This is a genomic window from Actinoplanes subglobosus, from assembly GCF_042650585.1.
Classification (GTDB): Bacteria; Actinomycetota; Actinomycetes; order Mycobacteriales; family Micromonosporaceae; genus Actinoplanes; species Actinoplanes subglobosus.
In genome coordinates this window covers 77,876-101,449 of the sequence record NZ_JBHSBL010000017.1, presented here as the reverse complement: position 1 = coordinate 101,449, position 23,574 = coordinate 77,876, and the positions used below count along the sequence as shown (strand labels likewise).

The 23,574-nt window shown below is 67.6% G+C and carries 22 protein-coding genes and 3 tRNA genes; 12 read left to right on the top strand and 13 right to left on the bottom strand.

What is annotated here, in order from left to right:
• Positions 1-23: 23 nt before the first annotated feature.
• Complete coding sequence (locus ACFO0C_RS18400; protein ID WP_378067879.1) at positions 24-1,400, top strand: helix-turn-helix domain-containing protein; 1,377 nt, start codon at positions 24-26, stop codon at positions 1,398-1,400.
• Here ACFO0C_RS18400 and ACFO0C_RS18395 read toward each other — a convergent pair.
• On the bottom strand, positions 1,397-1,960 hold the full coding sequence (locus ACFO0C_RS18395) for an NUDIX hydrolase (protein ID WP_378067878.1): 564 nt from the start codon (positions 1,958-1,960) through the stop codon (positions 1,397-1,399). The genes ACFO0C_RS18400 and ACFO0C_RS18395 overlap by 4 nt on opposite strands.
• Before the next feature lie 594 nt (positions 1,961-2,554).
• Between ACFO0C_RS18395 and ACFO0C_RS18390 the strand changes: the two genes are divergently transcribed.
• From ACFO0C_RS18390 to ACFO0C_RS18365, 6 genes are all read left to right on the top strand, one after another.
• On the top strand, positions 2,555-2,806 hold the full coding sequence (locus tag ACFO0C_RS18390; protein ID WP_378067877.1) for a hypothetical protein: 252 nt from the start codon (positions 2,555-2,557) through the stop codon (positions 2,804-2,806).
• A complete protein-coding gene (locus ACFO0C_RS18385) occupies positions 2,803-3,054 on the top strand; it encodes a hypothetical protein (RefSeq protein ID WP_378067876.1) in 252 nt (83 codons plus the stop codon). Before ACFO0C_RS18390 ends, ACFO0C_RS18385 begins: the two co-directional genes overlap by 4 nt.
• On the top strand, positions 3,047-4,171 hold the full coding sequence (locus tag ACFO0C_RS18380; RefSeq protein WP_378067875.1) for a radical SAM protein: 1,125 nt from the start codon (positions 3,047-3,049) through the stop codon (positions 4,169-4,171). Before ACFO0C_RS18385 ends, ACFO0C_RS18380 begins: the two co-directional genes overlap by 8 nt.
• Complete coding sequence (locus ACFO0C_RS18375; protein ID WP_378067874.1) at positions 4,168-4,338, top strand: hypothetical protein; 171 nt, start codon at positions 4,168-4,170, stop codon at positions 4,336-4,338. Before ACFO0C_RS18380 ends, ACFO0C_RS18375 begins: the two co-directional genes overlap by 4 nt.
• A gap of 162 nt (positions 4,339-4,500) precedes the next feature.
• On the top strand, positions 4,501-5,241 hold the full coding sequence (locus tag ACFO0C_RS18370; RefSeq protein WP_378067873.1) for a phosphotransferase family protein: 741 nt from the start codon (positions 4,501-4,503) through the stop codon (positions 5,239-5,241).
• Positions 5,242-5,268: 27 nt separating this feature from the next.
• Positions 5,269-5,973 (top strand): hypothetical protein, encoded by a 705-nt coding sequence (locus ACFO0C_RS18365; RefSeq protein ID WP_378067872.1) that lies wholly within the window; start codon positions 5,269-5,271, stop codon positions 5,971-5,973.
• Positions 5,974-6,168: 195 nt separating this feature from the next.
• Here ACFO0C_RS18365 and ACFO0C_RS18360 read toward each other — a convergent pair.
• Both ACFO0C_RS18360 and ACFO0C_RS18355 read right to left on the bottom strand, forming a co-directional pair.
• Positions 6,169-6,241 (bottom strand) — tRNA-Arg (locus ACFO0C_RS18360).
• Positions 6,242-6,281: 40 nt separating this feature from the next.
• A tRNA-Ser gene (locus ACFO0C_RS18355) sits at positions 6,282-6,372 on the bottom strand.
• Between the two features lie 910 nt (positions 6,373-7,282).
• Between ACFO0C_RS18355 and ACFO0C_RS18350 the strand changes: the two genes are divergently transcribed.
• Positions 7,283-7,900 (top strand): hypothetical protein, encoded by a 618-nt coding sequence (locus ACFO0C_RS18350; RefSeq protein ID WP_378067871.1) that lies wholly within the window; start codon positions 7,283-7,285, stop codon positions 7,898-7,900.
• On the opposite strand, the gene ACFO0C_RS18345 is transcribed toward ACFO0C_RS18350, so the two are convergent.
• Entirely contained in the window at positions 7,858-8,631 is a 774-nt protein-coding gene (locus ACFO0C_RS18345) for a CPBP family intramembrane glutamic endopeptidase (RefSeq protein WP_378067870.1), read from the bottom strand. The genes ACFO0C_RS18350 and ACFO0C_RS18345 overlap by 43 nt on opposite strands.
• 107 nt (positions 8,632-8,738) lie before the next feature.
• On the opposite strand from ACFO0C_RS18345, the gene ACFO0C_RS18340 reads away from it, so the two are divergent.
• Positions 8,739-9,848, top strand: coding sequence for a globin domain-containing protein (locus tag ACFO0C_RS18340; RefSeq protein ID WP_378067869.1), 1,110 nt, complete (start codon positions 8,739-8,741; stop codon positions 9,846-9,848).
• Positions 9,849-9,853: 5 nt separating this feature from the next.
• Here ACFO0C_RS18340 and ACFO0C_RS18335 read toward each other — a convergent pair whose 3' ends face one another.
• Entirely contained in the window at positions 9,854-11,383 is a 1,530-nt protein-coding gene (locus tag ACFO0C_RS18335; protein WP_378067868.1) for a peptide deformylase, read from the bottom strand.
• Positions 11,384-11,718: 335 nt separating this feature from the next.
• Here ACFO0C_RS18335 and ACFO0C_RS18330 point away from each other — a divergent pair, with 335 nt between their 5' ends.
• Complete coding sequence (locus tag ACFO0C_RS18330; RefSeq protein ID WP_378068502.1) at positions 11,719-12,495, top strand: hypothetical protein; 777 nt, start codon at positions 11,719-11,721, stop codon at positions 12,493-12,495.
• Between the two features lie 135 nt (positions 12,496-12,630).
• Here ACFO0C_RS18330 and ACFO0C_RS18325 read toward each other — a convergent pair whose 3' ends face one another.
• Positions 12,631-14,511, bottom strand: a complete 1,881-nt coding sequence (locus tag ACFO0C_RS18325; protein WP_378068501.1) for a hypothetical protein — start codon at positions 14,509-14,511, stop codon at positions 12,631-12,633.
• A 373-nt stretch (positions 14,512-14,884) separates the two neighbouring features.
• On the opposite strand from ACFO0C_RS18325, the gene ACFO0C_RS18320 reads away from it, so the two are divergent.
• Complete coding sequence (locus tag ACFO0C_RS18320) at positions 14,885-15,598, top strand: class I SAM-dependent methyltransferase (RefSeq protein ID WP_378067867.1); 714 nt, start codon at positions 14,885-14,887, stop codon at positions 15,596-15,598.
• A 55-nt stretch (positions 15,599-15,653) separates the two neighbouring features.
• Here the strand turns inward: ACFO0C_RS18320 and ACFO0C_RS18315 are convergent, their stop codons facing one another.
• From ACFO0C_RS18315 to ACFO0C_RS18300, 4 genes are all read right to left on the bottom strand, one after another.
• On the bottom strand, positions 15,654-16,184 hold the full coding sequence (locus ACFO0C_RS18315) for a YbhB/YbcL family Raf kinase inhibitor-like protein (RefSeq protein WP_378067866.1): 531 nt from the start codon (positions 16,182-16,184) through the stop codon (positions 15,654-15,656).
• 308 nt (positions 16,185-16,492) lie between these two features.
• The gene (locus ACFO0C_RS18310) at positions 16,493-17,437 is read right to left on the bottom strand and encodes a C40 family peptidase (protein WP_378067865.1); all 945 of its coding nucleotides are present in this window, start codon (positions 17,435-17,437) and stop codon (positions 16,493-16,495) included.
• A 233-nt stretch (positions 17,438-17,670) separates the two neighbouring features.
• Positions 17,671-18,279 carry a DUF4352 domain-containing protein gene (locus ACFO0C_RS18305; RefSeq protein WP_378067864.1) on the bottom strand — a complete coding sequence of 203 codons (609 nt, stop codon included), beginning with the start codon at positions 18,277-18,279 and terminating at the stop codon, positions 17,671-17,673.
• A gap of 161 nt (positions 18,280-18,440) precedes the next feature.
• Positions 18,441-19,403: an NAD(P)H-quinone oxidoreductase gene (locus ACFO0C_RS18300; RefSeq protein ID WP_378067863.1), complete on the bottom strand. Its 963-nt coding sequence runs from the start codon at positions 19,401-19,403 to the stop codon at positions 18,441-18,443.
• 67 nt (positions 19,404-19,470) lie between these two features.
• On the opposite strand from ACFO0C_RS18300, the gene ACFO0C_RS18295 reads away from it, so the two are divergent.
• Positions 19,471-19,555, top strand: a tRNA-Ser gene (locus ACFO0C_RS18295).
• 666 nt (positions 19,556-20,221) lie between these two features.
• Here ACFO0C_RS18295 and ACFO0C_RS18290 read toward each other — a convergent pair.
• The 3 genes from ACFO0C_RS18290 to ACFO0C_RS18280 all read right to left on the bottom strand — a co-directional run bounded on the left by ACFO0C_RS18290 (position 20,222) and on the right by ACFO0C_RS18280 (position 23,481).
• Positions 20,222-21,043, bottom strand: a complete 822-nt coding sequence (locus ACFO0C_RS18290; RefSeq protein ID WP_378067862.1) for a hypothetical protein — start codon at positions 21,041-21,043, stop codon at positions 20,222-20,224.
• Between the two features lie 855 nt (positions 21,044-21,898).
• Entirely contained in the window at positions 21,899-23,296 is a 1,398-nt protein-coding gene (locus ACFO0C_RS18285; protein WP_378067861.1) for a tyrosine-type recombinase/integrase, read from the bottom strand.
• A complete protein-coding gene (locus tag ACFO0C_RS18280) occupies positions 23,293-23,481 on the bottom strand; it encodes a helix-turn-helix transcriptional regulator (protein WP_208469128.1) in 189 nt (62 codons plus the stop codon). The genes ACFO0C_RS18285 and ACFO0C_RS18280 overlap by 4 nt, the downstream gene beginning before the upstream one ends.
• Positions 23,482-23,574: the final 93 nt, after the last annotated feature.

Below are 23,574 nucleotides of genomic sequence, written 5' to 3'. Positions count from 1 at the left end.
CGGCTGATCCTGGGGAGCGAATCATGCCGCGCCGGACTGTCGTCGTCGATCCCGATTTCTCGCGGAAGCTCAAGGAACTGCGTGAACGGCGAGGTTTATCGCTGCGGCGACTCGGCCACATGATCCATTGTTCACACGGCTATTTGTGGGATCTGGAGACAGGGAGCAAGCGTCCGAGCCTGTCGGTGGCGGTACTGCTCGATGGCGCGCTCCAGGCGTGTGGCCAGCTGTCCGCCATGGTGGCGGAAGTGTCAGCCGACAGTGGCTTACAGCCCGTCGGTGTCGATTCAACGGAAAGCGGTGTCCCCGCCGGGCTAGAGTTCGCGCCGGATTGGCGGCACGGAATCGATGTCGCCGTGGATCTTTGGCGAGGCGATATGCAGCGGCGAGACCTTCTTCAGCGTGTCGGGTTCAGCGCGACCGCGTTTCTTCCGCCTGCCATGCGATGGCTGATGGCGTCGTTCGACGAGCAGCCCTCGGGCGCTGGGGAACGGCTTATCGGGATGCCGGACGTAGAGACGGTGCGCCGGATGACCTCGACGTATCGGACGTTGGACAACCAGTTCGGCGGAGGGCACATCAGGGACAGCCTGGTGCGTTTCCTGAACAACGACGTCAGCGAGTTGGTCCGTGGACGCTACGACGTCGGGACCGGGCGGCAGTTGCTGTCCGCGGTGGCGGAGATGACGCAACTGGCTGGCTGGACCTCGTACGACGCTGGTATGCATGGTCTGGCTCAGCGGTATCTCATCCAAGCGTTACGGCTCGCGGCCGGCGCCGGTGACCGAGCGCTGGGCGCGGAGATCCTTGCGGCGATGAGTCACCAGGCGGCCTATTTGCGGGCCTCGGACGAAGCGGTGGATCTCGCCCGTGCTGCGGGGCGGGCTGCGACGGAGGCCGGCATCGCGGCGATCCAGGCGGAGTCGGCAGTGCTGGAAGCCCAGGGACATGCGGTCGGTGGGAACGAAGCCGCCTGCGCTACTGCCCTGAACAAGGCGGAGAGCATCTTCGACAAGGCCGACCGGAGCAGCGAGCCGCAGTGGATCGGCTACTTCGACGAGTCGTATCTGGCGGCGAAGTTCGGGCACTGCTTCACAGCTCTGGGCCGCGGTGACCTCGCACAGCGCTTCGCTTCCCGCTCTCTCGACATGGACGGGCGACAGTACGCCCGGGGGCGTCAGTTCAACCTGGTTCTGCTGGCGGTGGCTCACGCGCAGACCGGCGAGGTGGAGGAGGCGGCCCGGGTCGGTGTCGAGGCCGTCGACGCGGTGGAAGGGCTGCACTCCTCACGGGCACGCGACTACCTGGCCGACCTGGCGGACCGGCTCTCGAAGCATGCCGGACTTCCCGCGGTCCAGGAGTTCACCGAGCGTGCGGCACCGATCTTGCAGAACGCTTAGAGCTTGCCGGTCGCATTCAGTAGGAGTACGGCGAGCAGGCCCGCCACGGAGCCGGCACCGACGATCGTGCCGTCGTCGATGTGCCGCTGGACCTCGTCGAGGGGGATCCAGGCGATGCGCTCGGCTTCGTTGATATCCGGGTCCGCTCCGGTGAAGTCGGCCCCGCGGGCCAGATAGACGACGTTGTCCTGGTCGATGGTGCCGACCATCGGCTGGTAGGACACCAGCTTCTCCATGCTGCGGGGCCGCCAGCCGGTCTCCTCCTCGACTTCACGGGCGGCGCAGGCCATCGGTTCCTCGGCGGGGTCGAGGTAGCCGCCAGGCAGTTCCCAAACCCAGCGGTCGAGGATGAAACGGTGCCGCCACATCATCAGAACGCGCTGCTCGTCGTCGACGACGATGACCATGGCCGCGCCTGGAATCCGGAGGACGTACTGCTCGAACCGCACGCCGTCGGGTAGTTCCACGTCGGCGATGCTCAGCACCGCGCGGCGGGTGTCGTCGATGACGCGTTCTCCGTGGATGGTCCATTCGCTGGCTCGCTTCGGCTCCGCGGTCATGAACGCACAGTATCCGCAGACTTCCGCGGGCGTACTCCGCTGCTGTTCAGCGTCGGCTGACGGCGGCTGACGGCTGTCGCGTTCAATCCCGGTCACCGGACCGTCACGCTCGATCGCAACGCACAGCGACCAACAGCGAAAGACGGCGGCCCGCGAGATCCGGCTGCCTCACGAGCAACACCGGCGATGACTCCCCGCCGCTACGCGAGCAGCGTCTCCGTGGCGGTGGGTGACCGGCCGAACTCGGAGTCACGGAGGACAGCATGGCGGGGAACATGTACTACGCGGTGTCGGCCGAGCAGATGCTCTGCCGGGCCCAGATGACGCTTGACGAGCACGTGACGTCGAGTGCGACGGGACGTTGCCTGGCATGTGATTCGCCGGGACCGTGCTGGCGGCGGGAGAGGGCGGTGACGATCTTCTCGCGAAGCCTACGGCTGCCGGTTCGCCAGCCGGGGGCAAGTCGCCCGGAGCTGATCTCGGCCCGACGAGTTTCCCTGGCTGGACGCGGTGGCCGGGGACTGTTTGCAGCGAGGCAGCAATGACCCTGCCATTGGCACGCGGGCACCGAGCTGTGGGAGGCCGCTGGTGTTAGTGCCGCGGACGGACCACCAGGGAGAGCGACCCACCTGGGACTGCAAGGTCTGTGGCGAGCCGTGGCCGTGTGCCGTCGCCAAGGTCGAGCTCGCAGAGCAGTACCAGCGTTTCCCCCATGGCCTGTCAGTCCTGCTCGGCTCCTACCTGGTCGAGGCGATCGACGACTGGTCGGCCGGCACCAACGGGCCACCGGTCGACCTGTACGAGCGGTTTCTCAGCTGGATCACTGGCCCGAGGTTCGCCGCGTGAACGGGTACAAGCCGGTGGAGAAGCGCACCGGACTGCTATCCCTGCTGCTGGACGTCTTCGACCTGCCGGTCGTGGTCAGGGTAGGGACCACGCTGGTGAGCATCGGCTGGATCAGCAGGAGCGAGGGCCGCTGTGTCCTGGAACTCGATCCCGACGACTTGGCGACAGCCGTCGAACACCTCGTGCTCGACAGCGGCAATCCCTGGACCGTACCCGCACAAGGTCAGGAGGAGGCATCGGATGTTTGAGGCCATCATCAGCCCACAGGAGGACCAGTTCGTCGCCGTCCGCCCCGGTCACCCAGCCGCGATGCAACTGCCATCCGCGTTCTACGCCACGCTCGCCGACCTCACCGACGACGACGGCATCGTGCCGGACTGGTTCGCCGACGCCGCCGAGCAAGCCTGGGCCGTCGACCTACGGAACCGGCCGGCCCGCGATGTTCTGCTGGTCCGTCCACCATCGACACTTCCCGTGACATACTGCCGCGCCTCATGGGAGATCAACCTGGGCTGCAACTTCTCCTGCGAGCACTGCTACCTGGAAACCCGCCCGTTCGCCGGCCTCGACCTGCCGCAGAAGCTGCACCTGATCGAGACGCTGCGTGACATGGGCGTGCTCTGGTTCCAGATCACCGGCGGCGAACCGCTGATAGACCCGCACTTCGCACCGGCCTACCAGGCTGCCCACGATGCCGGAATGATGGTCGAGGTTCTGACCAACGGCTCCCGCCTGGCCCGGCCCGAGATTCTCGACGTCTTCCGGGCCTTCCGGCCACACAAGATCACGGTGTCGATGTACGGGGCGAGCCCGGAGACCGCGTTCGCCCTGACCCGGACCAGGAGCGCGTTCAAGAACACCTACGCGGGCCTCGTAGCGGCCGCCGAAGCCAGGCTGCCGGTCGAGGTCACGATCATCATCACCAAACACAACATCGACGAGCTGGACGAGATGCGCACCTTGGTCCGCGACCTCGGACTGGCGTTCAAAGAGTTCGGGTCGATCTCGCCGACCTACACCGGCAACGGGTCGACCCTCGACTCGCAGACGCCCGGATACCTGGACAAGTCCGCGATCTTCCAGGGCTGCCCGGCCGGGCACACCAGCTTCCACGTCGCCCCGCACGGCAACGCGACCATGTGCAAAGTCGGCCGGGAGAACCCGATCAACATCATCACTGAAGGGCCGCAAGGCCTGCTGCGTCTGCCCGCGATCGCAGACGCCCAAATGCTTCGCGCCGGTGGATGTTCCGGCTGCACGCTGTCGTCCACCTGCCGGGTATGCCGACCCATGGCCAAGGTCTACCAGGCGGCGAAGGCACCACTGAATCACTACTGCCAGCACGGGAACAAGGAGGAATCATGAGCCCCACCCCGGTTCAGATCACACGCCGTCCCGAGACGACCGCGGCCCCGACGTCGCTCCTGCCGCAGCCCCGCCAGCCGGAACCGGCCGGCATCGTCATCACCACCGTCGACCAGGTCTCCGCCGGCAACCAGCGCGGCTGCGGCGACGACAACCCGTACAACTGACCGTAAGACACTGATCGAGTGCTCGGGGCCGCTCCTCGCGCCATGGGCAGGAGCGGTCCCGAGCCCTGTTCGCCGAGGACTGAGCCCTTGCCTCCGACACGCCTCACCTACGAGCAGTTGCCAACCTCCGTTCGTCACCGCATTGGTCAGATCATCGGTTCGGTGACCGACGCTGACTCCGCGGCCGAAGGGCTCAACAGCTCTGTCGCCGCGCGACTGCGAACAGCCGAGGGCCACTACTTCCTCAAGGCTCTACCGGTCGATCACCGCTGGGTATGGACCCAGCAACGCGAAGCGGAGATGGCACCCCATCTCGGCACTGTCGGCGCCGGCCTGGTCGCACGGATCGTCGAGGAGGGCTGGGACGCTCTCCTCTTCGAGGCCCTCGACGGCCACCACGCCGACTACTCGCCGAACTCCACAGACCTCGACTGCGTCGCCCGGCTCATCGCACGTATCGGCGAGCTGCCCTGCCCGGACCTGCCCTTACGGCTGGCCGAGCAGAGACTCGCCGCCTACACCAGCGAAGACCTGCTCCACCACCTCGCCGGTGACCGCCTCCTACACACCGACCTGAATCCCGCCAACGTGCTGGTCAGCGACGGCGAGGCCCGCATCGTCGACTGGGGCTGGGCCACCCGAGGCGCGGCCTGGCTCGACGCCGCCTACTGGGTGAGCTGGCTGGTCACCGCCGGTCACAGCCCCGAACAGGCCGAGGAATGGGCGGCACAGGTCCCGACATGGCAGGTCGCACCGATCGACGCCCTGACGGCATTCGCTGGGGCCAACGCGAGAATGTGGGCGGAAATCGGCGACGGAAGCACCGACCCATGGACACGCAGAATCGTGTCAGCATCCGAGTCCTGGTGGCAGTACCGGCGAGGACTTCAACCCACCCCCTGAGCAATTAGGTCAGGAACAATCGGCGAGATGACGGAGCTCTTCGCCCGGCCCTCGGCGCACCTGCGCCAACGCCTCGCCACGGAACCGGTCCTGGAGAGCTGGAACGCCGGCAGCCATCCCGACCAGGCACGGCTCCGGGCCTACCTCGACGAAGTCGCTGCCCAGATCGGCGTGGAGTCCTGGATCGAGGACGAGCCGCGCACCATCGAGCTGATCGTCGGCCTTCCCGATCCGTTGCCCCTCGACAGCGGCGGCCGTGACCTCGACAACTACCTGTTCCCCGTGGCCCGGCGCCTTGGAGCGAACCGCGTCGCCGCCGCGTTCGGACGTAAGGTCCACCAGCAGGGCTCGACCATCGCAATCGGCGCCGCCGTCCCCGCCGAAGAGGCGGCAACGCCGGCGCTGCTGACGGTCCGCACGTCGGTGTCCACGGGATCCCCCGCCTGGAAACAGGCCATTCACCAAGCGTGTCGCGACGCCGTCGCCGAACCCCTGCCGCCCGGACTGGTCGCCCTACAGGTCGTGTTCGGCGTCTCGCGGCATCGCAATTGGACCACCCTGTGGAAACCCGCGATCGACGCCCTCGGACCGATGCTCGGCATGCCGAATCCGGCCAAGCCCTACCAGCCCAACGACGACCGCATCGTCGACCTCGCCCTGCACCGCCACATCGACGACACCCTCCACCACGACGTCACAATCACCGCTTGGTGGCAACCCGTCACCGTCTAACCGCGGGCCGATCGCAAGAACGATTACCAGATCGGACGCATAATCCCTGGTCAACACCAAAGCGGATCGACCAGCCTGAAACAACCGATCACCACCGGATCACCACATCCCAATAAGCGGGATCTCAGAGGTCAAAACTGGGACAACAGAATGGCCGTGACCCGCGTTTCCGCTGGTCACGGCCATTTTTAAATGTGCGCCCGAAGGGACTCGAACCCCTAACCTTCTGATCCGTAGTCAGATGCTCTATCCATTGAGCTACGGGCGCTCTCTCAGTGCTCAGCCAGCCTACAACACCGACTTTCGCGCGGAGACTCCGGGATTCGAACCCGGGAGGGGCGGTAAAACCCCAACCGCATTAGCAGTGCGGCGCCATAGACCGGACTAGGCGAAGTCTCCCCGGTAGCCCGAGGACTACCGAGACCTGACAATACCGGACCCCGTGACGCACACACAAAGGGGTTGCCATCCGGCGCACCGAAGATCTTCTCGACAGGGCGCGAACAGGCGAAACGTGGCGGATGCGGCTAGGCTCGCTGCGATGGAGGACAACACGCGCCGGGAGGCTCCGCGGGCTCGGGATCCGCGAAGCCCGTTCAGTGCGCCCGAGCAGACGCCCTCCGCTGAGCGGCCAGCCGCGGGCCCTGGGCGTCGTGGCAGTCCGCCGGCGGTCACCTTCCAGCCTCCGCAGCCAGGTTCCGGTGCCGAAGGTCACACCTCACCAGGGGGTACGGACGAGGCCCGCCCTCGCCGGAGCCCGCGCAAGGCGGCCCCTCCCGCTGAGCAGCCGACAGTGCCGTCGCAGCCGGTCCGCGCTCCGGAGCAGCCGCCCGCCGCCAAACGCACCCGGCCCGCAGCCTCCCCGAACCCGGCCGAGCCCGCCGCCCCGGCCCCGGCGCCCGCGGAGCCTCCGGCAGCCGACGCGACACCGACACCGATACCGGCTGCGTCACCGTCGACAGGGGCCACCGCACCGGCCAAGCGCAGCGCCCCGGCGAAGGCCGCGAAGAAAGCCGCCCCCGCGAAGAAGGCCGCCACCAAGCGAACACCGGCGAAGAAGGCCCCGGCAGCGGACGAGCCCCCGGCGGCACCGCGGGCAACACCGGCCACCGGTCGGCCGCTGACTGTGGTGAAGACCGAGAAGCCAGCGCCGCCCCAACGTGGAGAAACCGCGGAGCCAGCGCCGCAACGTGGCGAAGCCGAGATGCCAGCGCCCCCGCAAGACCCGAAAGCCGAGGAGCCGACGCCGCCGCAAGACCCGAAAGCCGAGGAGCCGACGCCGCCGCAAGACCCGAAAGCTGAGAAGCCGGTGTCACCGCAACGGGTGACGGCCGAGGAGCCGGTGTCACCGCAGGTGGGAACGGCGGCGCCGCTGCGTGTTGTCGAGGCGGCACCGGACCACCGGCGGTTCGACTCGGTCGGGGAGCAACTGCTGGCCGAACCCGCCCGTACCCCAGAGATCCTGGCTCAGGCCCTCGTCCAAGCTCTCGGCCCCCGCGCCAGGGACTGGACCGACCACCTCCGCGCGACCTACCCGACCGCCTCGCGGGAGGCACTCGCGCGGCTTGCCGTGCACCGGTTCACCCGGTCGGCGGGACTGCGTGGCAGTGTCGGGGCGCTGGCCGGCCCGTACGCCCCGATCGCTCTCGGCGCCGCGACCGTGATCACGCACGCGGAGCTGGTGTTGCACCTGGCCGCGATCTACGGCCGGGATCCGGCGGACCCGCAGCGTGCCGCGGACCTGTTGCGGCTGGCGAGTCCGGGCGCCGGCCCGGTCGTGGGCTGGGCGGCGCTGAGTCTGGCGAGCCCGGCCGTGCGGCTGCTGACCGGGTTCCTGAGCGCCCGCACGACGACCGAGATGGTGGCGGTGCGGGCGCGCCGGTTCTACACGGAGAGCCAGGTCAGCCAGGAGTCGGGAAGCAGCTGATAGCCGACGAAGGCGACGATGTCGAGGAGGCTGTGGGCGACGATCAACGGCATGAGGCGCTTGGTCTTGAGGAAGAACGCCGCGAAGACCACGCCCATGATCGCGTTGCCGATGAAGCCGCCGAAGCCCTGGTAGAGGTGGTAGGAGCCGCGCAGGACGGCGGACGCCGCGATGATCCAGACCGGGGTCAGCGACATGGTCCGTAGCCGGGTGACCAGGTATCCGACGACGATGACCTCTTCGAGGACCGAGTTCTGGATCGCGGAGAGGATCAGGATCGGCACCGACCACCAGTACGGTTCGAGCCCGGACGGCCGGATCTGCGCGTTGATCCCGAGCTGGAGTGCCGCGTAGACGAGAAGAAGGCCGGGCAGACCGATTCCGGCCGCCAATGAGATGCCCCAGCCGATGTCGTAGCCCGGCCGGCGGTAGTCGATCCCGAGTTCGCGTGGCCCGATGCGGTCCTTCGCCAGGAGGAAGAACGCCAGAGCGACCGGGATCAGCGCGAAGAAGATCCCGAGGGTCTGGTACGTGAGGTCGAGGTACGGCCGCGGCGACACCGTCGGGTTGAGTGTGGTGGTCTGCTGCGCGAGTGGCTTCTCCGCGGTGAGTTTCGCGGTCAGCGACACGATGGAGTAGACGGCTGACTGTCCGAGTGACAGCAGCAGCACGATGGCGATCTCGGCGCCATAACGCGGACGGGTGGTCTGCTGAGGTTCTTCCACTGTCACCCCGCCACTCTAGGCGAGGCACAAATCCACCTATTTCGCCATGCGCCACCCCGCTGTCGCACTTTGGGTACGTCGTGTTCCCGACTGTGCTGACCACCCTGAATGGCATGGGAGACCTCGCACGCTTGCTCAAGGAGAGCTGGAGCCTCGTCGAGGAACATCAGGACAAGGTTGCCGGCTACTTCTACGCGCGCATCTTCCTGTCGTACCCGGATCTGCGCGATCTGTTCCCGGTCCAGATGGATGTGCAACGGGCCCGTCTGCTGGGTGCCATCGTGCAGGCCGTGCAGACGCTGGAGGACCCGGAGAGGTTCGACGAGTACCTGCGGGCGCTCGGGCGGGACCACCGCAAGTTCCACGTGGAACCGGAGCACTACGAGGTGGTGGGCGGGGCTTTGATCGAGTCGATGCGGGCCTTCGCCGGCGAGGAGTGGGGTGTCGAGTACGACCAGGCGTGGGCCGACGCGTACGCGGTGATCGCCTCGAAGATGCTCTCCGGAGCCGACGCCGATCCGAATCCGCCCTACTGGTACGGCGAGGTGGTCGCCCACGAGCGCCGGTCCCGGGACATCGCGGTGTTCACCGTGCTGCCGTTGCAGCCGCTGGACTACCGGGCCGGCCAGTACCTGAGCATCGAGTGCCCGCGCTACCAGCCCCGGCTGTGGCGCACCTACTCGCCGGCGAACGCGCCCCGGCGGGACAACACCCTGGAGTTCCACGTGCGGGCGGTCGGGGCGGGCTGGGTGTCGAGCGCCCTGGTCCGGCGGCTCCAGGTGGGCGACATGATCAAACTGGCCGCGCCGATGGGCACGATGACCCTGGATCGAAGATCGACCCGGGACGCCGTCTTCGTGGCCGGTGGCACCGGGCTGGCCCCGATCAAGTCGCTGCTCGAGGAGTTGACCCGGTACAACCGGACCCGCTGGGTGCATGTCTTCTTCGGAGCGCGCAACCGTGAGGACCTGTACGACCTGGCCGACCTGAACCGGCTGGCCGCCCGCTACCCGTGGCTGTCGGTGGTGACCGCGTGCAGCGACGATCCGACGTTCTCCGGCGAGCAGGGTGACATCTCGGACGTGGTGGCGAAGTACGGCCCGTGGAAGGAGCACGACTTCTTCGTCTCCGGTTCGGGCCGGATGGTGCGGTCGACGCTGAAGAAGCTGTCCGAGCTGCAGATTCCTTCGGTCCGGATAAAGTACGACAGCTTCTCGGACTGAAGAACCTAGTAATCCCAGGGCCGTCCGGTCTGCTGGTACTGCGCGACCGGGATCAGCTTGGCGTCGGCCTCCATCCGATCCACGTAGAGCCGCCCCTCCAGGTGGTCGATCTCGTGGCTGATCAGCCGGGCCAGCGCCCGCTCGAAGGTGGTCACCACCCGGGTCCCGTCGAACCGGGCGTGTTCCACATCGATCCGCAACGGCCGTGGCACCAGTCCGCGGTAGTCGAAGAAGGACAGACAGCCCTCGTACTGCTCGTCGGACTCCACCGACTCACCGACGACCCGCGGGTTGAGCAGGACGACCGGATCGACGTCGCGTTCCGGCGGCCGGACCACGGCGGCCGCCACCGGCACGCCGATCTGTGGCGCGGCCAGGCCAACGCCCTTGCTGAACTCGTGCAGGTCCTCCAGCCGGCCGAGCGAGGTGAGCAGCCGGGTGACGGCGTTGCGGGCGGCGGCGCCCTCGCGGGGGAGCTGGAAATGGCGGGCCCGCTGCCGGAGCAGGTCGGATCCGCGCTGGATGATGCCGATGCCGCGCATCCGGTGCGAGGCCCTGGGCAGGGCCGGCTCCGGCGGACCGGTCTCCTCGTAAACGGGGGCATCGGCGCCGCGGTACCGCCATTCCAGCCGGTACCGCGCGTTGAGCAGGGGCGCGTCTGTAGACCACTCGAAAATGGCGCGACCTCCCTCGGTGCGGCGTTCCAACGGGGTGCGGACGGGCACCTCAGCGGCGAGGGACGCCTCCACACCCCAGACTTGGGGCTCGAAGCTCTCCGGGAAGTTGAGTCGCACGGTCAGCGACCGGGTCGGCAGACGGACGGCGCGCTGGAACCACTGGCCCCACTTCTCCTCGCCGACCGTGTACGCGTACTCGATGGTGGTCCGCTCGCCGGGATAGAGCGGGAACTGGCCGCGGGAGTTGGCGAACATCAGCCAGATCTCCTTCGACGCGTCCCGGTCGAGCTTGACCCGCCAGATCATCGGCTCGGCCGCGTCGCTCTCACCGGCGAACGCGTGCACGTCCATCTCGTCGAAGGTGAGCGGGTTCTCCCGGTGGTGGCGGTTGGAGCCGGCCGGGTCGTGGGGATAGCGGTCCACCGAGATCTTCGCGAGATAGCGGGTGACCGGTTCCACACCGGCGTTGTAGAGCCAGCGCTGGACGCGGCAGCGGTAGGCGCCGTCGGTGTAGGCGAGTTCGGCGACCTCACGCTCGACGATCAGCCCGGTGCCGGGTGGCAGCCACTGGACCGGCACCGGCGGGTCACGGTGCAGACCCGCGGTGCGGGCGTGACGGAGCTCGTCGTACTCCTGGAATCTCTGCCAGATGGCGCCGCCGGCGCCGAGGACGGCCTCGGCGCGCCGGGCGAAGTCCTCGGTGGGTTTGTGTCGTCGTCCCTCGACGTGGCTGACGTAGGAGGGATCGAAGCCCATGCGCGCGGCAAGCTGCTTCTTGGTCATGCCGCGCTCGACCCGCCATTGCGCGAGCGCCGTGACGAACTGATCTGCGGCCCTCTCAATGGGCGAGGTGGTCATCACGGATGTCCCCTTCGCGACGGCATGTTCAGTGTCGCTGGGATCTTGTGTCACCAAGGAGCTAGTAGCGCGTTGCCGACAGATACCTTGACGAATCCGGCAGCGCAGCCACGCTACGTAAAGTAATCATTACCTTGGGCATTCGCCCGAAAGATCCCCTTGGCCGGTGTGGTTAGGCTACCCTTAACCGGGTACCGTGGGTCGTCGACGAGCCCCCGCGCTCCACAAGAGCCGGCTCGCCCCCACTTGCTTTCAGTAGGTTCATCCGCGAGGAGTTGTGCGGTGACTCAGCGACGAGTGCCGCGGGTTGGCGGACGCCCGTGACCAGCATCACCATGGAGCTGACGCAGATCCGCCCGCGGCCCCTGGCCCCGGTCACCGCGACCCTGCGCGCCATGTTCGGCACCAGCACCGAGGTTCCCGGTCTCGCCCCCGACCTGGTCGTTCGCGACCTCGCCGGCTGGACCCCGACGGCCCGCCTGGCCGACGTGCATCTCGACACGCTCCTGGACGCCGCGCGCCGCCGGTGGAACGCGCAGCCCCACGCCGCCGCCGCACTCGCCTGGAAGGCGTATACGTACTGGCTCGCCCTCCCGGCCGTCCTCGGCTGGGCCTCCGCACGACGCGTGCCGCTGCTCACCGCCACCGACACACTGATGCGTTTCGACGACCCGCGGCCGCTGATCACGATCGGTCTGCGACCCGGCATCCCGGTCGCGGTCCTGCCGCACGACCCGCTGGCACTCTCCGGCCTCCCGCAGGTCAAGGTCGTCGCCGACGAGACCGCGCTCCTGACCGAATTCCGCCGCAGCCTCCTCGACGAGCATCTCGCACCGCTGCTCGACGCCATCCACAGCCGGGTCCGCCTCGGCAAACGGACGCTGCTCGGCTCTCTCGCGTCCGGCGTCGCCTACGGCGTGCTGCGCTCCGCCGACGCCGTTCCCGGCTCATCCGCCGAGACGATCGACCGGCTCCTCGACACCCTCGGCGTCCGCGACCTGATCGAGCTGCGCCCGGGCCACCAGGGCAAACTCGAAGTGCAACGCAAGACCTGCTGCCTGGCCTTCACCCTGCCGCGCCCCAAGGTCTGCCCCGGCTGCTGCATCAAATAGCCCATTCGGTACGGCCACGCCGAGTCCCGTGGCACTCCGGGCGACGCAGGCGTCACCTCACGACCGACCCGGCACCGCCGGGCCGAATGCGACCCTCACCGCGCAGAACCGGCCGCCCGTGTTCGGGCGGCCGGATCAGTAGGGTTCGCCGCCGGTGAGGACCGCCTCCGGGTCGTCGACAAGGTGGCGGACATCCCAGACCCAGGCGCCGCCGGTCCACGTGGGGCGGAAACCGAGCAGCTCGGACATCGTGCGGAGCATCTCGATGTCGCGGGTCTGCGGGGTCAGCACCACCACCGCCGCCTTCCAGAAGCGCAGGTCGGCCAGCGCCATCTCACGGCGGGTGTCGTTGATCTCCGGGATCGGGTTGCCCAGCTTGATCGAGGCGATCAGCCCGCTCGTCGGACGCCACGGCGGCGCGAACATCGCGGTCCGGTCCTTCGGGTCCTGCGGGTTCTGGGCCGGCAGCAGCGCGTACGCCCCGGCGATCCGCAGGTCCTGGCCGGTCTCGGCGGTCCATCGGAGCGGGTCGGGGTAGGCGCTGTCCGGCAGCGGCAGGGCGACCAGGGTGTGCGCGTCGTCGACATACGCCCGCCAGGCGCCGGAGGTGACGAACGTGGGCACCGGGTCCATCGGGACCGTGGCCAGCGGCTTCGGGATCAGCGGCACCAGCGCCATCGCGATCGCGGTGATCATCGCGACCCGGACCGGGCCACGGGACGCCGGCTGGCTGCGGATCATGTCGGCGGCGCGCTGGCAGCCGAGCGCCAGCACGATGCCGACGATCGGGGCGATCGCCATCGCCCAGCGGGTGGGCACCGCCGAGTCGAGCACCGGGATGCTGTGCAGCACGGCCCAGATGCCGGGGAAGCCGGTGTCGACACCGTTGAGCACGACGTTGGGGCCCAGCGACATGGCCGCGAAGAGCAGCGCGATACCGCCGAGGGTCAGTACCGCCGCGGACCGGCGCAGCCAGATCATCAGGCCGGCGAAGAGGACGATCAGGCCCCAGCCGAAGAAGGCGTTCTCCTCCGCCGGGTTCTGCGTGAGCCGGCTCGCGATCGCGGCGTCACCGGCCACCGAGTGCCGGGAGTAGGCGGCGAACGACGCGAGGTCGGCGCCGAACGCCCGGACGTACTCGGAGAGGCCCTGGTAGCTCTGCGGGCCGAAGAACTGGACGGTCAGCGGGTAGGCGAGAACGGCCAGGGTGGCGGCCGCGGTCACGCCGAGCGCGCGCAGGAACGGCAGCACCTCGCCCCGGTGGGTGCGGCGCCGGACGATCGCCATGACCAGGCAGAAGAAGCCGAGGCCGACGGCGGTCATGAAGAGGATCTCGAGGTTGATGAACGCCTGCCAGACGAGCAGGCCGGCGAGGATCAGCCCGTTGCGCAACGCCCGGCCGCGGACCCGGAGTTCCAGGGTGCGCCAGATGATCAGCGGGACGAGGAACTGCGAGACGATGTTCGGGTGCCCGCCGGCGTGCGAGACCATGCTCGGCGCGAAGGTGCAGAAGAGCGCACCCACCCAGGCCGCCGCCCGGGATGTGACGAACCGGCGCGAGAGCACCAGATACCACGACGCCCCGGTAAATGCCAATGCGCCTGTGAGAAATACGTTGAACGCCACATGTGGACCGAACAGAAGAGTGATGGGCGTCAGTGGCAAGGAAACGGCCAAGACCGAGGTGTTGGCCATCATGTTCACCCCGTCGGGGTAATTCATGCGGTCCGAGAAGAACGGATAGACGCCATCGGTGAGCACGCGTGCACCGTGCGCCAGCATCCACTCGAAGAAAGCTTGATCCTGCGGATCATCGCGCAGTTCATGATCAAGATTGAGCCACATAGGCGCGGTCAGGTAGAGCGCCACGGCAAGGAGACTTGCGAGCGCAGCAACGTCCCGCCAGGTGAGCCACCGACGCCAGGAAGGGCGTCCGACCTGCTCTTCGACGGTCTCGATGGTGGGCGCCGCAATGACCGGCGCGGCCACCCTGACACTTGACCCGAGGGCTATCAGCTCCGCGTCCAGGTCGTCGTCGGCGGTCACTTGGCTCGGCGGCAGAACGTTCTCGCCGGTCGACTGGCCTGTCGAGTCAAAACCCGTAATCGTCATAGCATCGGCGAGCCTAACCGAGGTTTACGAGAAGGCAGCGGTGTGCGCCCCAGGCGTGATAGAGCCGATATGTACGCGTGTTTTCCGCGTGTCCAAGCCGGTAGCCAACCTGTGAACTCCCTGCGGGGTAACCCGCCCGAGTACCCGCCCCACCTATGTCTCAATCAGGCCAAAAAATCGGCGGTGACCAGCGCTCAACTTTCGGATAGGCGCGTCAGATGGTTAACTTCAGCGGTCCCGCTGTCACTCAGATCGGCAAGATGAGGGAACCTCACCTATGGCAGACATCACTGGAGACCAGCGGATCCAGTCCGAAGTGCTCGAAGGCCTCGCCACCGCGGTGAACCACCGCCGGTGGTTCGTCGAGCTCGCTCTCCCGCACCTGGGGGACAACCCCATCGAGATCGGTAGCGGTCTCGGTGACTACGCGATCGAGTGGGCCGAGCACCTGCCGAAGTTCACCGCGACGGAGGCCGACCCCGACCGTCTCGTGCTCCTCAAGGAGCGGATGGCCGAGTTCTCGAACATCGATGTGAAGCAGATGCTGCTTCCGGTCGAGAACCCCGCGGGGGAGTACAGCGCCGCCGTCTCCTACAACGTGCTCGAGCACATCGAGGACCACGTGGGTGCGCTGCGCAGCATGAAGGAACTGGTCCGCCCCGGCGGCAAGGTGATCATCATCGTGCCGGCGTTCATGTTCGCGATGAGCCAGGTCGACATCGCCACCGGGCACATCCGCCGCTACACCAAGAAGACGCTCGGCGCCGCCTTCACCGAGGCCGGTCTCGAGATCGAGACGATCCACTACGCCAATGCGCTGGGTCTGCTCGGTTACTACACCGCCACCAGCATCTTCAAGCTGGCCCCGAAAGAGGGGCCGATGGTGAAGGTCTACGACAGCGTGGTGCTGCCGGTGACCAAGGCCGCGGAGCGCCTCGTCCGGCCGCCGTTCGGCCAGTCGGTCTTCTGCGTGGCCCGCTCACCCCGCTGATCAGGCGACGCAATCCAGGCCGCCGGCTTCACGCCGGCGGCCTTATCCGTGTGCGTCAGCCGCGGACCTGGAAGGTCGGGCGGATCGTGGCCCGGGCCAGGGTGTGGAACGCCAGGTTGAACCCGACGTAGGCGGGCGAGGCGTCCGGCGTCACCTCGAGCCGGTCGACGTCGATCGCGTGGACCGCGAAGACGTAGCGGTGGGGACGGTCGCCGGGCGGCGGCGCCGAACCGCCGTAGGCACGGTCGCCGTAGTCGCTGCGCACGCAGAACGCACCCTCCGGCAACGGGTCGACCCCGCGCTCCAGTGACGTCACCGAGACCGGCAGGTTGACCAGCACCCAGTGCCAGAAGCCGCTGCCCGTCGGCGCGTCCGGGTCGAAGCAGGTGACCACGAAGCCACGGGTCTCGGCCGGGAAACCGGACCAGGAGAGCTGCGGCGACAGGTTCTTCCCGCCGACGCTGGTGTGCACGTGGAGCTCGTCGAGGGGCTGCCCGTCCGTCATGTCTGTGCTGGTCACCGTGAAGGACGGGACCGGTGGCAGGACATCGTAGGGGTCGGGCGCCGTGGCGCGGTCAAGACTCATGATGGGCCTCCGGCGGCGTGGTCACTGAAACTGATCCGGTTTTCCCACGATGGGCAGAGACTAACCGTTCGACGTGTCGAGCGCCTTTCGTCCCCATTGCCGTGCGTGGTCACTCGAACGGGTAAACGCACAGGTGGTGCGCATGGGTTGACCCATCCTCGGTAATCCTTTTGTCAGACATCCGACCGGGTGTGTGCGGCCGAGATCCCCGCGCCTGGTTGCGATCGGTCGTCGCGTTGCAGACGCGGCGGTCAGCGAGTCGGCACCCGTCAGGTCTTGGCGGGTGCTGACTGCTGTCCGGGCCCGTTTCAGTTGAGCCGGGAGACGGACAGCCCTCGGTAGACCTTGCGGTAGACCACGCCGGTACGGCTGTTCCCCGCGTCGATCATCATCCCGTCGCCCATGTAGATGCCCACGTGGCCGCGGCCGACCACCAGGTCACCCGGCCGCGCCTGAGACCGCGACACCGACCTGGCCCGCCGGGCCTGTGCGCCGGACGAGTGCGGCAGGCTGAGACCGGCCTTGGCGTACGCCCGTTTGGTGAGCCCGGAGCAGTCGAAGCCGCTAGTCCCCTCACCGCCGCGAACGTACCGCTTGCCGACCTGCGCCTTGGCGTAGGCGATGACCGCTCGCATGTCCCGTGAGCCGCCGGCTGGGGCCACCCGGCGCACCGCGGTGTTCCGGGTGCTCCCGCGGACGACACCGCGGTTCGACATCGTGACCCGCCGCTGCTGGACGTAGACGCGATTGCGGACCGGTCGCGCCGCCTGGGGCCGGGCGACCGGACGCTCCGCGACACGGGCGGCCGGACGCTCCACGGGCCGGGCTGCGGTCCGGGCGGCCGGGCGCTCCACCGGCCGGGCGGCCCGGCGGGCGACCGCGGGACGGCGGGAGACGGGTGCGGCCGCGGCGCGTACCCGCACCGCCGGTCTCGCGGCCACCGCCCGGCGCGGGAGTGCGCGGGAGGCGCGTGCGGCGGCCGCGGCGCGGGCCTCCAACCCGTCGCGCACCGGCAAGGCCGTGAGCCCGGCGTCGAACCGGAGTTCGCGGATCCGGTTCCACGGGGCCCGCACGATGTCCGGCGCCGACTCGCTGAGCTGTCGCTTCTGGATCTCCGCGCCCAGTGGGTGGTCCGCGAGTTCCGGTGTGGCCGGCAGGGCCTGGAGCGGCTTGCTGACCGCGTCCGTGCCGTGCTCCGCCTGGTCTGGGGCCGGTGCGATGACGGCCAGCGCTAACGCGCCGGCTGTCAGCACCCGCCGGGTGGACGAACCGTGCAGTGTTGCCTCCGAAATAGGCCCGGGGCACTCACGCGAATCCCATCCGAACGTGACCGATGCTGCCTGCCACGTTTATGCCGCCGTCGAAGGTGGGCAATGGGAACCCGGACAACCGTGCTTATTCCGTGGACCATGCCAACACAACATCGAATCCGCCGGGGCGTGATTCACATAATTGATCCCCGATCACGAACCGATAAACGCTGTGTTCAGCGGGGATCCGGCAGCAACACGCGTACGCCCGGAGTGGACACCTCGCTGGTGAGCATGGCCTCACGAAGCTGCACGTCAGAGGGCACGTCGAAGGGCAGAACGCCGTTCACGGTCTCGCCCGGCTCGACCTCGGAGAGCAGGGACGGACTGCCATCGTTGAGAAACTCCGCGGCCTCATCGGCGACGGCGTAGGCTACCCCGTTGGTGTCATGGACACGCTGCGCGCCACTGTCGAACAGTTCCGGCTCCCCGCCGTTGTTCGTCACCTTGAGGTCGAGCAGGCAGAATTGTCCGGCTGCCTTCTGTTCCTGGCCCTCCGGGCCGATCGACGGCACTCCACAGCGCAGTCCGGTGACGTCGAAGCCGAAACCGTCCGGCACCGCCCCACCCGGGTCGGCGACCGTGACGACGACGGTGGCCGGGGTGGTGGCGACCGCCCAGACCCCGAACGCGACGAGAGCCGCCGAGGTCACCATGCCACCGGCGATCCAGGCCCTCGCGCGCCGGCGCTGTGTGTCGGCGCCGTCCTCGTGCGACAGGACCCGGCGGGCGGGCGCCCGGCGCGTTTCGCGGGCGGGCGCGGAACGGTGTGGTGCATACGTCACTGTGTCCCCCAGCGGTCGGATGCGATGCGTGTCCGGGAAGTCGGACACGCTGTCCGTCCATGCTGGGAGCGGGGCGACCGGATGCGGCCGCGACTCGCCGCATATCCGACCTTATCGGGCATATAACTTCGTCGCGATCCCCCCGAAAGAGTGAAGCATCGTCAACGTTGCAACAGGATCTTCCCGAAGTGGTCGCCCGACTCCATCAGCTCGTGCGCCGCGGCCGCCTCCGACAGTGGGAAGGTGCTGTGCACGACCGGCTTCACCAGGCCGGCCGCCACCAGCGGCCACACCTGGTCACGGACACCCGCCACGATCCGTGCCTTGTCCGCCGCCGGACGTGCGCGCAGCGACGTCGACGACACCCGGCCACGCTTGGCCATCAACTTGCCCAGGTCGAGCTCGGCGGTACGCCCACCCTGCATGCCGATCACGGTGATCCGGCCCTCCGGCGCCAGCACGTCGACGTTGCGGGCCAGGTACTTCGCTCCGATGATGTCCAGGACGACGTCGGCGCCTCTTCCGTCGGTGTGGTTCAGCACCGACCGTACGAAATCATCGGTTTGATAGTCGATCGCCAGATCGGCGCCGAGCGTGCGCAGCCTCTCGTGTTTCGCCTGCCTCGCGGTGACCAGGACCGTCGCACCCATCGCCGCCCCCAGCTGCACGGCGAACGTGCCGATCCCGCTGCCGCCGCCGTGCACCAGCAGCGTCTCGCCCGGACGCAGCCGATCGCGATCCACCACGTTGGACCAGACCGTGCACGCCACCTCGGGCAGCGACGCCGCCTCGACCAGCGACAACCCGGCCGGCACCGGCAGGATCTGCCCCGCCGGAACGACCACCCGCTCGGCATAGCCACCGCCGGCGAGCAGCGCGCACACCCGCTCACCCACGTGGTGCCCGGTCACGCCCGGCCCGACCGCGCTGATCACACCGGAGCACTCCAGCCCCGGATAGACGGGCGCGCCCGGAGGCGGTGGGTAGAAGCCCTGCCGCTGCAGGACGTCCGCCCGGTTGACCGCCGACGCCGTGACGTCGACCACGACCTCGCCCTCGGCCGCCTCCGGGTCCGGAACCTCGGCCCAGATCAACTGCTTGTCCTCGATCACGATCGCGTGCATACGGCCGACTCTGCCCCACCGGTACGACACGATCCAAGCGCGGATGGCAGACTGGAGCGGCACTACGGGAGGATTCGCCTAGTGGCCGATGGCGCCGGTCTTGAAAACCGGTAAGGGGAAACTCTTCGTGGGTTCGAATCCCACATCCTCCGCTCGATCTTGAGCAGCAAAAACCCCCGCCCACCTGCACGAATGCAGGCAGGCGGGGTTCTCTGCGTGAGACGCTGAGTCTCACTCGATCTCACTCCGGACCGCTTGATCTCGCTCATCGCGACCATAGTGCGACCACGAAGTCGGATAGCGTCAGGTCACGCAGCGGGCCAGTCCTGCCTGCTCAACGTCTCTTCGATGCGACGGCAGGCCGCTTGGCCCTACCCTCGATGAACCTCCGCGAACATCCTTAACGAGACGTGTACCCGCGTGCGGCCAATCGGCGAGTTGGGTCGGCAGACACCCCTGCTGCGTCGCAATGAGATTGAAAGGTGACACAGCTCACATAACTCGTCTGGACTGACTAGCGGAATCGTGCTGGACTTCCAGGCCGCCAGCGGACCCGCCTGCCGACCGCCCTCCAGACAGATGCCCTGGCCAGAACCAACGGTCCCGATCAGGGCATCTGTCACTCCGGCCACGGGTACCTCAGCCCCACGGCCGCCGGAGTAGAAGAACACCGGTATCTGACGGCACTAACGCTAATGACCACGCCCTATGCAGTCGCTTGCCCGCTGACGCGACGGTGACTGCCCCTCGTCTCCCAGGGCCGGTTAGGCCAGCTTTCAGTGAAGTCGAGTCTCGGCTGTGGTCTCAGACGAGACGAGTCAGAAGCTGGTATTAGTCGCCCACTTGGCGAGCCAGACGGGGGCGTAGACGACCACATTGCAGTCAGCTTGAACATGGAGGTTGAAACCACTGCCGTACGTGTTCGACGGGAGCCGGTTACGCAGCGGCCGGTTGTAGTTGTCGTAGAGGACGAAGTTGCCGTCGGACTGGAACCTGGCGTAGGCGTGGGCGTTGCCATAGGTACCCGAAGACCAGCGGGCAGCGCTCGGGTTGTATGCGCCGCCGGTGTCGTAGAGCACGAGGTTGCCGTCATCCTGCATGACCAGGACGCACTTGCCGATGCTGACGTAGTTGTCGGGCAAGTTCGGAAGATCGGCGAACAGGTAGGTCTCGCCCGGAAGGCGCCACGTGTCCACCCCGCGGAAAGTCGCACGCGACGGCGCCGGCGTGCTGGACTCGCGGGAGACGTTCGCATAAGCCGGGTATTCCGCCGCCGCTGCTGCCGCCTGCGCGCCCACCGCCTGCTGCCCGACCCCGGGCACTTCAGCCGGGGGCTGAGACTCGGCCTGCGCAATAGGCGCAGCCCTGACCCGGGCGATCGTCTCGGGCGAGATGTCAGATGTGGTATCGAGCGTGCGCACACCTGAACGCGGCGATCCTGTCGCCGTCGAGGTGGACAAGGGCAGTGACGACGGTCCGGTCGACGCTCCCCCGAGAGGAGGGGATACGTACGCCACGTTCGCGCTGTCGGTGGGCGAGGGCTGCGGTTGAGCCTGGGCCGAGGTAACACCACTGGCGATCGCAATCATCGCCACGGTGACGGTTGACAAGCCCCTTACCAGGAGATCTTGCAGTTTCATGTCCACAGTCTTCGGTGGGCCACCACTAAGGTCCATCGATATCACCGAGTGTGATACTGGCATTACAGTCGCCCGGTCGCCGCAGAGCTCCCCACCAGAAGGCATGGCCGAAGGGGCGAAGCGCCGCCCCTCCGGCCAGCCACGGATCGAACTGCCTCGGAACCTTGCGGATTGGCCTAGCAAGGAAACCGGACTGGCGATTCAGTCCACAGGACAACCGCCAGGCCAGACTCACCTTCTTAGCGCCTTAGGCAGGGCTTCACTCTTTAACGATCGGCACCGGCACGTCGGCCGGAGGCTCCGCCTCGGCCCGCGCAATAGTCTCGGCCCTTACCGCCGCAACCTGCTCGGCGGTAAGGGGACCAGGCGCGCCCGTCGCCGTCGCCGCCGGCTCCGCAACCGCGGACGGAACGGATTCATATGCGGCATCGCCTCCGCTAGCCGGTGCGGATTCCGCTCCAGCCTGGGCTGATGTCGTCACCACCACACCGGCCACCACGACGGCAACGGTCCCAGCGAGTGTCAAGCCCAACAGGCGGCCCTTGCGGCGAGTGGAACCGGGGGTTTGCTTTGGCATGGACAAACCTTCCTCTTATCGGGCGGAGTTGCATTGACTACGGCCCATATAGCCATGCCCGCACGGAGGATCGAGGGGTGACCCTCGATATGACGCCTTCCATAGTTACCGGTCCATCTCACCACGCGTAGTGCCCGCAGTCTCACTGCGACACACCAGCCATACGACCGGCACCGTTCGCGCCGCCCGAGCCCCGATGCGTTGCTCTTCACGCTGGACAGAACCGACCTGGCCGTTCGATCCGATCGGAGTGCGACCACGATCCAGGCGCTTCCACCTCACGCGGCGGGCCAATCCTCCCTGTTCAACGCCGCTTCAATGCGCCGGCGGGCGGCTTCGTCTTGGCCCTCGATGCACTTGGCGTACACCTTCAGCAAGACGTGCACGCTGTGTCCGGCCCACTCGGCGACCTGGGTAGCGGGTACTCCCTCGTTGAGCCAGAACGAGACTGCTGCGTGTCGGAGGTCATACGGCCGTTTCGCCAACGGCGTCTTCTGCTGCGCCGGTGACAACGCGATGCGTCGCGCCGCTCGCCACACCCGGGAGTACGTCTCCCTTGACACCGGGCCATGGCCGTACCCCTGGGTGACGAACAGACGGCCGTCCGGAGCGTGCCCGAAGGCGGCGATGTGCCATCGAAGCGCGCGAACCAGCGGCGGCGGTGCGGGCACCGGGCGGACAGCGGTTTTCGCCCGGTGTTTAAGCTCACGGTCCTCTCGGATCGCTTCGCTGTCGTCGCCCCATCCCTGCCCGACGTGCTGAGTCGATCCGGAAAGGCGGAGCATGCCCCATCCTTCCTCGGGTAGCTCGCAGTCCTCGATGCGGAGGTGCACCGCTTCAGCCGGTCGAAGCGCCGCGTAATAGAGCAGAGCGAAGAACGCCACTAGGTGCGGATGCCGGTCCGCCACTACGGCGATCAGAGAAAGCGCCTGCCCTGGATTGACCACCGAACGGCGGTCCACCTCATCATCGGACTTCGGCGTGATCCACTGGACGTTGTCCATCGGATGCACCTCCAGTAGGCGCAACTCGACGGCATACCGAAGCGCGCCGTAGAAGACGGCCCGTTTCCGAGCGATAGTGTTTGCCGCAGCCCGCTTTCCGTCCAGCCGAAGCGACAGCACGTCGAGAGCCTTGCGAACCACAGCAGCGTCCTTCATGTCGTTCAGGCTGATCGTGTTGGCGGTGAGCCACCCGACCGTGGGGGCGAGGTCGTTCGGCGGCGGCCCGGCATCCCGTCGAGTCTTGTTGAAGGAGTAGACATATAGGACTCGACGAATTTCCTTGTCCGGGGGCGCACCGCGGTCCGTTCGAAGCAAGGCAAGCGTGACGTTCGCCAGCGCCTCAGCGATACTCATGCGCTGCTTCGCTGCCGCGCGAGGCCACTTCATGTCGACGAACGCGACCGCGTGGTCGTACCACGATCGAGAGTTGAGTTCGCGCGCCATCGGTTCTGGCAGTCCGCTGGCCTCGTCGAACCCCACACCTTCACGCTGATTGCTCATCAGCTTTGCGCGGAAGCTCTCCGCGTGTGCCTTCGTCTGGAAACGGTCGCCGAAGACCTTGCCGGCCACCGTCCATCGAACGCGGTATGTGCTCCGCGGTTTGCCGGTCTTGCGATCCGATCCCTTGTGTTCCTGAATGTTCCAGACTCTCACGTCAAAGCTGATCTTCATGCTGCTTGCGGTTCCTCTCGGGCGGACAGCCAGGACTCGAATTCGGTGCGGCGGATGCGGATCTGGCGGTTGGGCATCTTGTAGTGGCGCGGTGCCTGACCGATGGCCTTCCAGCGGAAGAACGTCGATCGGGGAACCGCCATCTGGGCTAGGAATTCGTCGAGGGTCAGAAATTCGCTGGCCACGGGTTCCGGCCTCCCTGACGAGGTGTTGAGCAGCCCACTCAGCGACCGATGTGGACGCTCAGCGGCAAGGGGTGAAATGCAGCTACGCGAAGC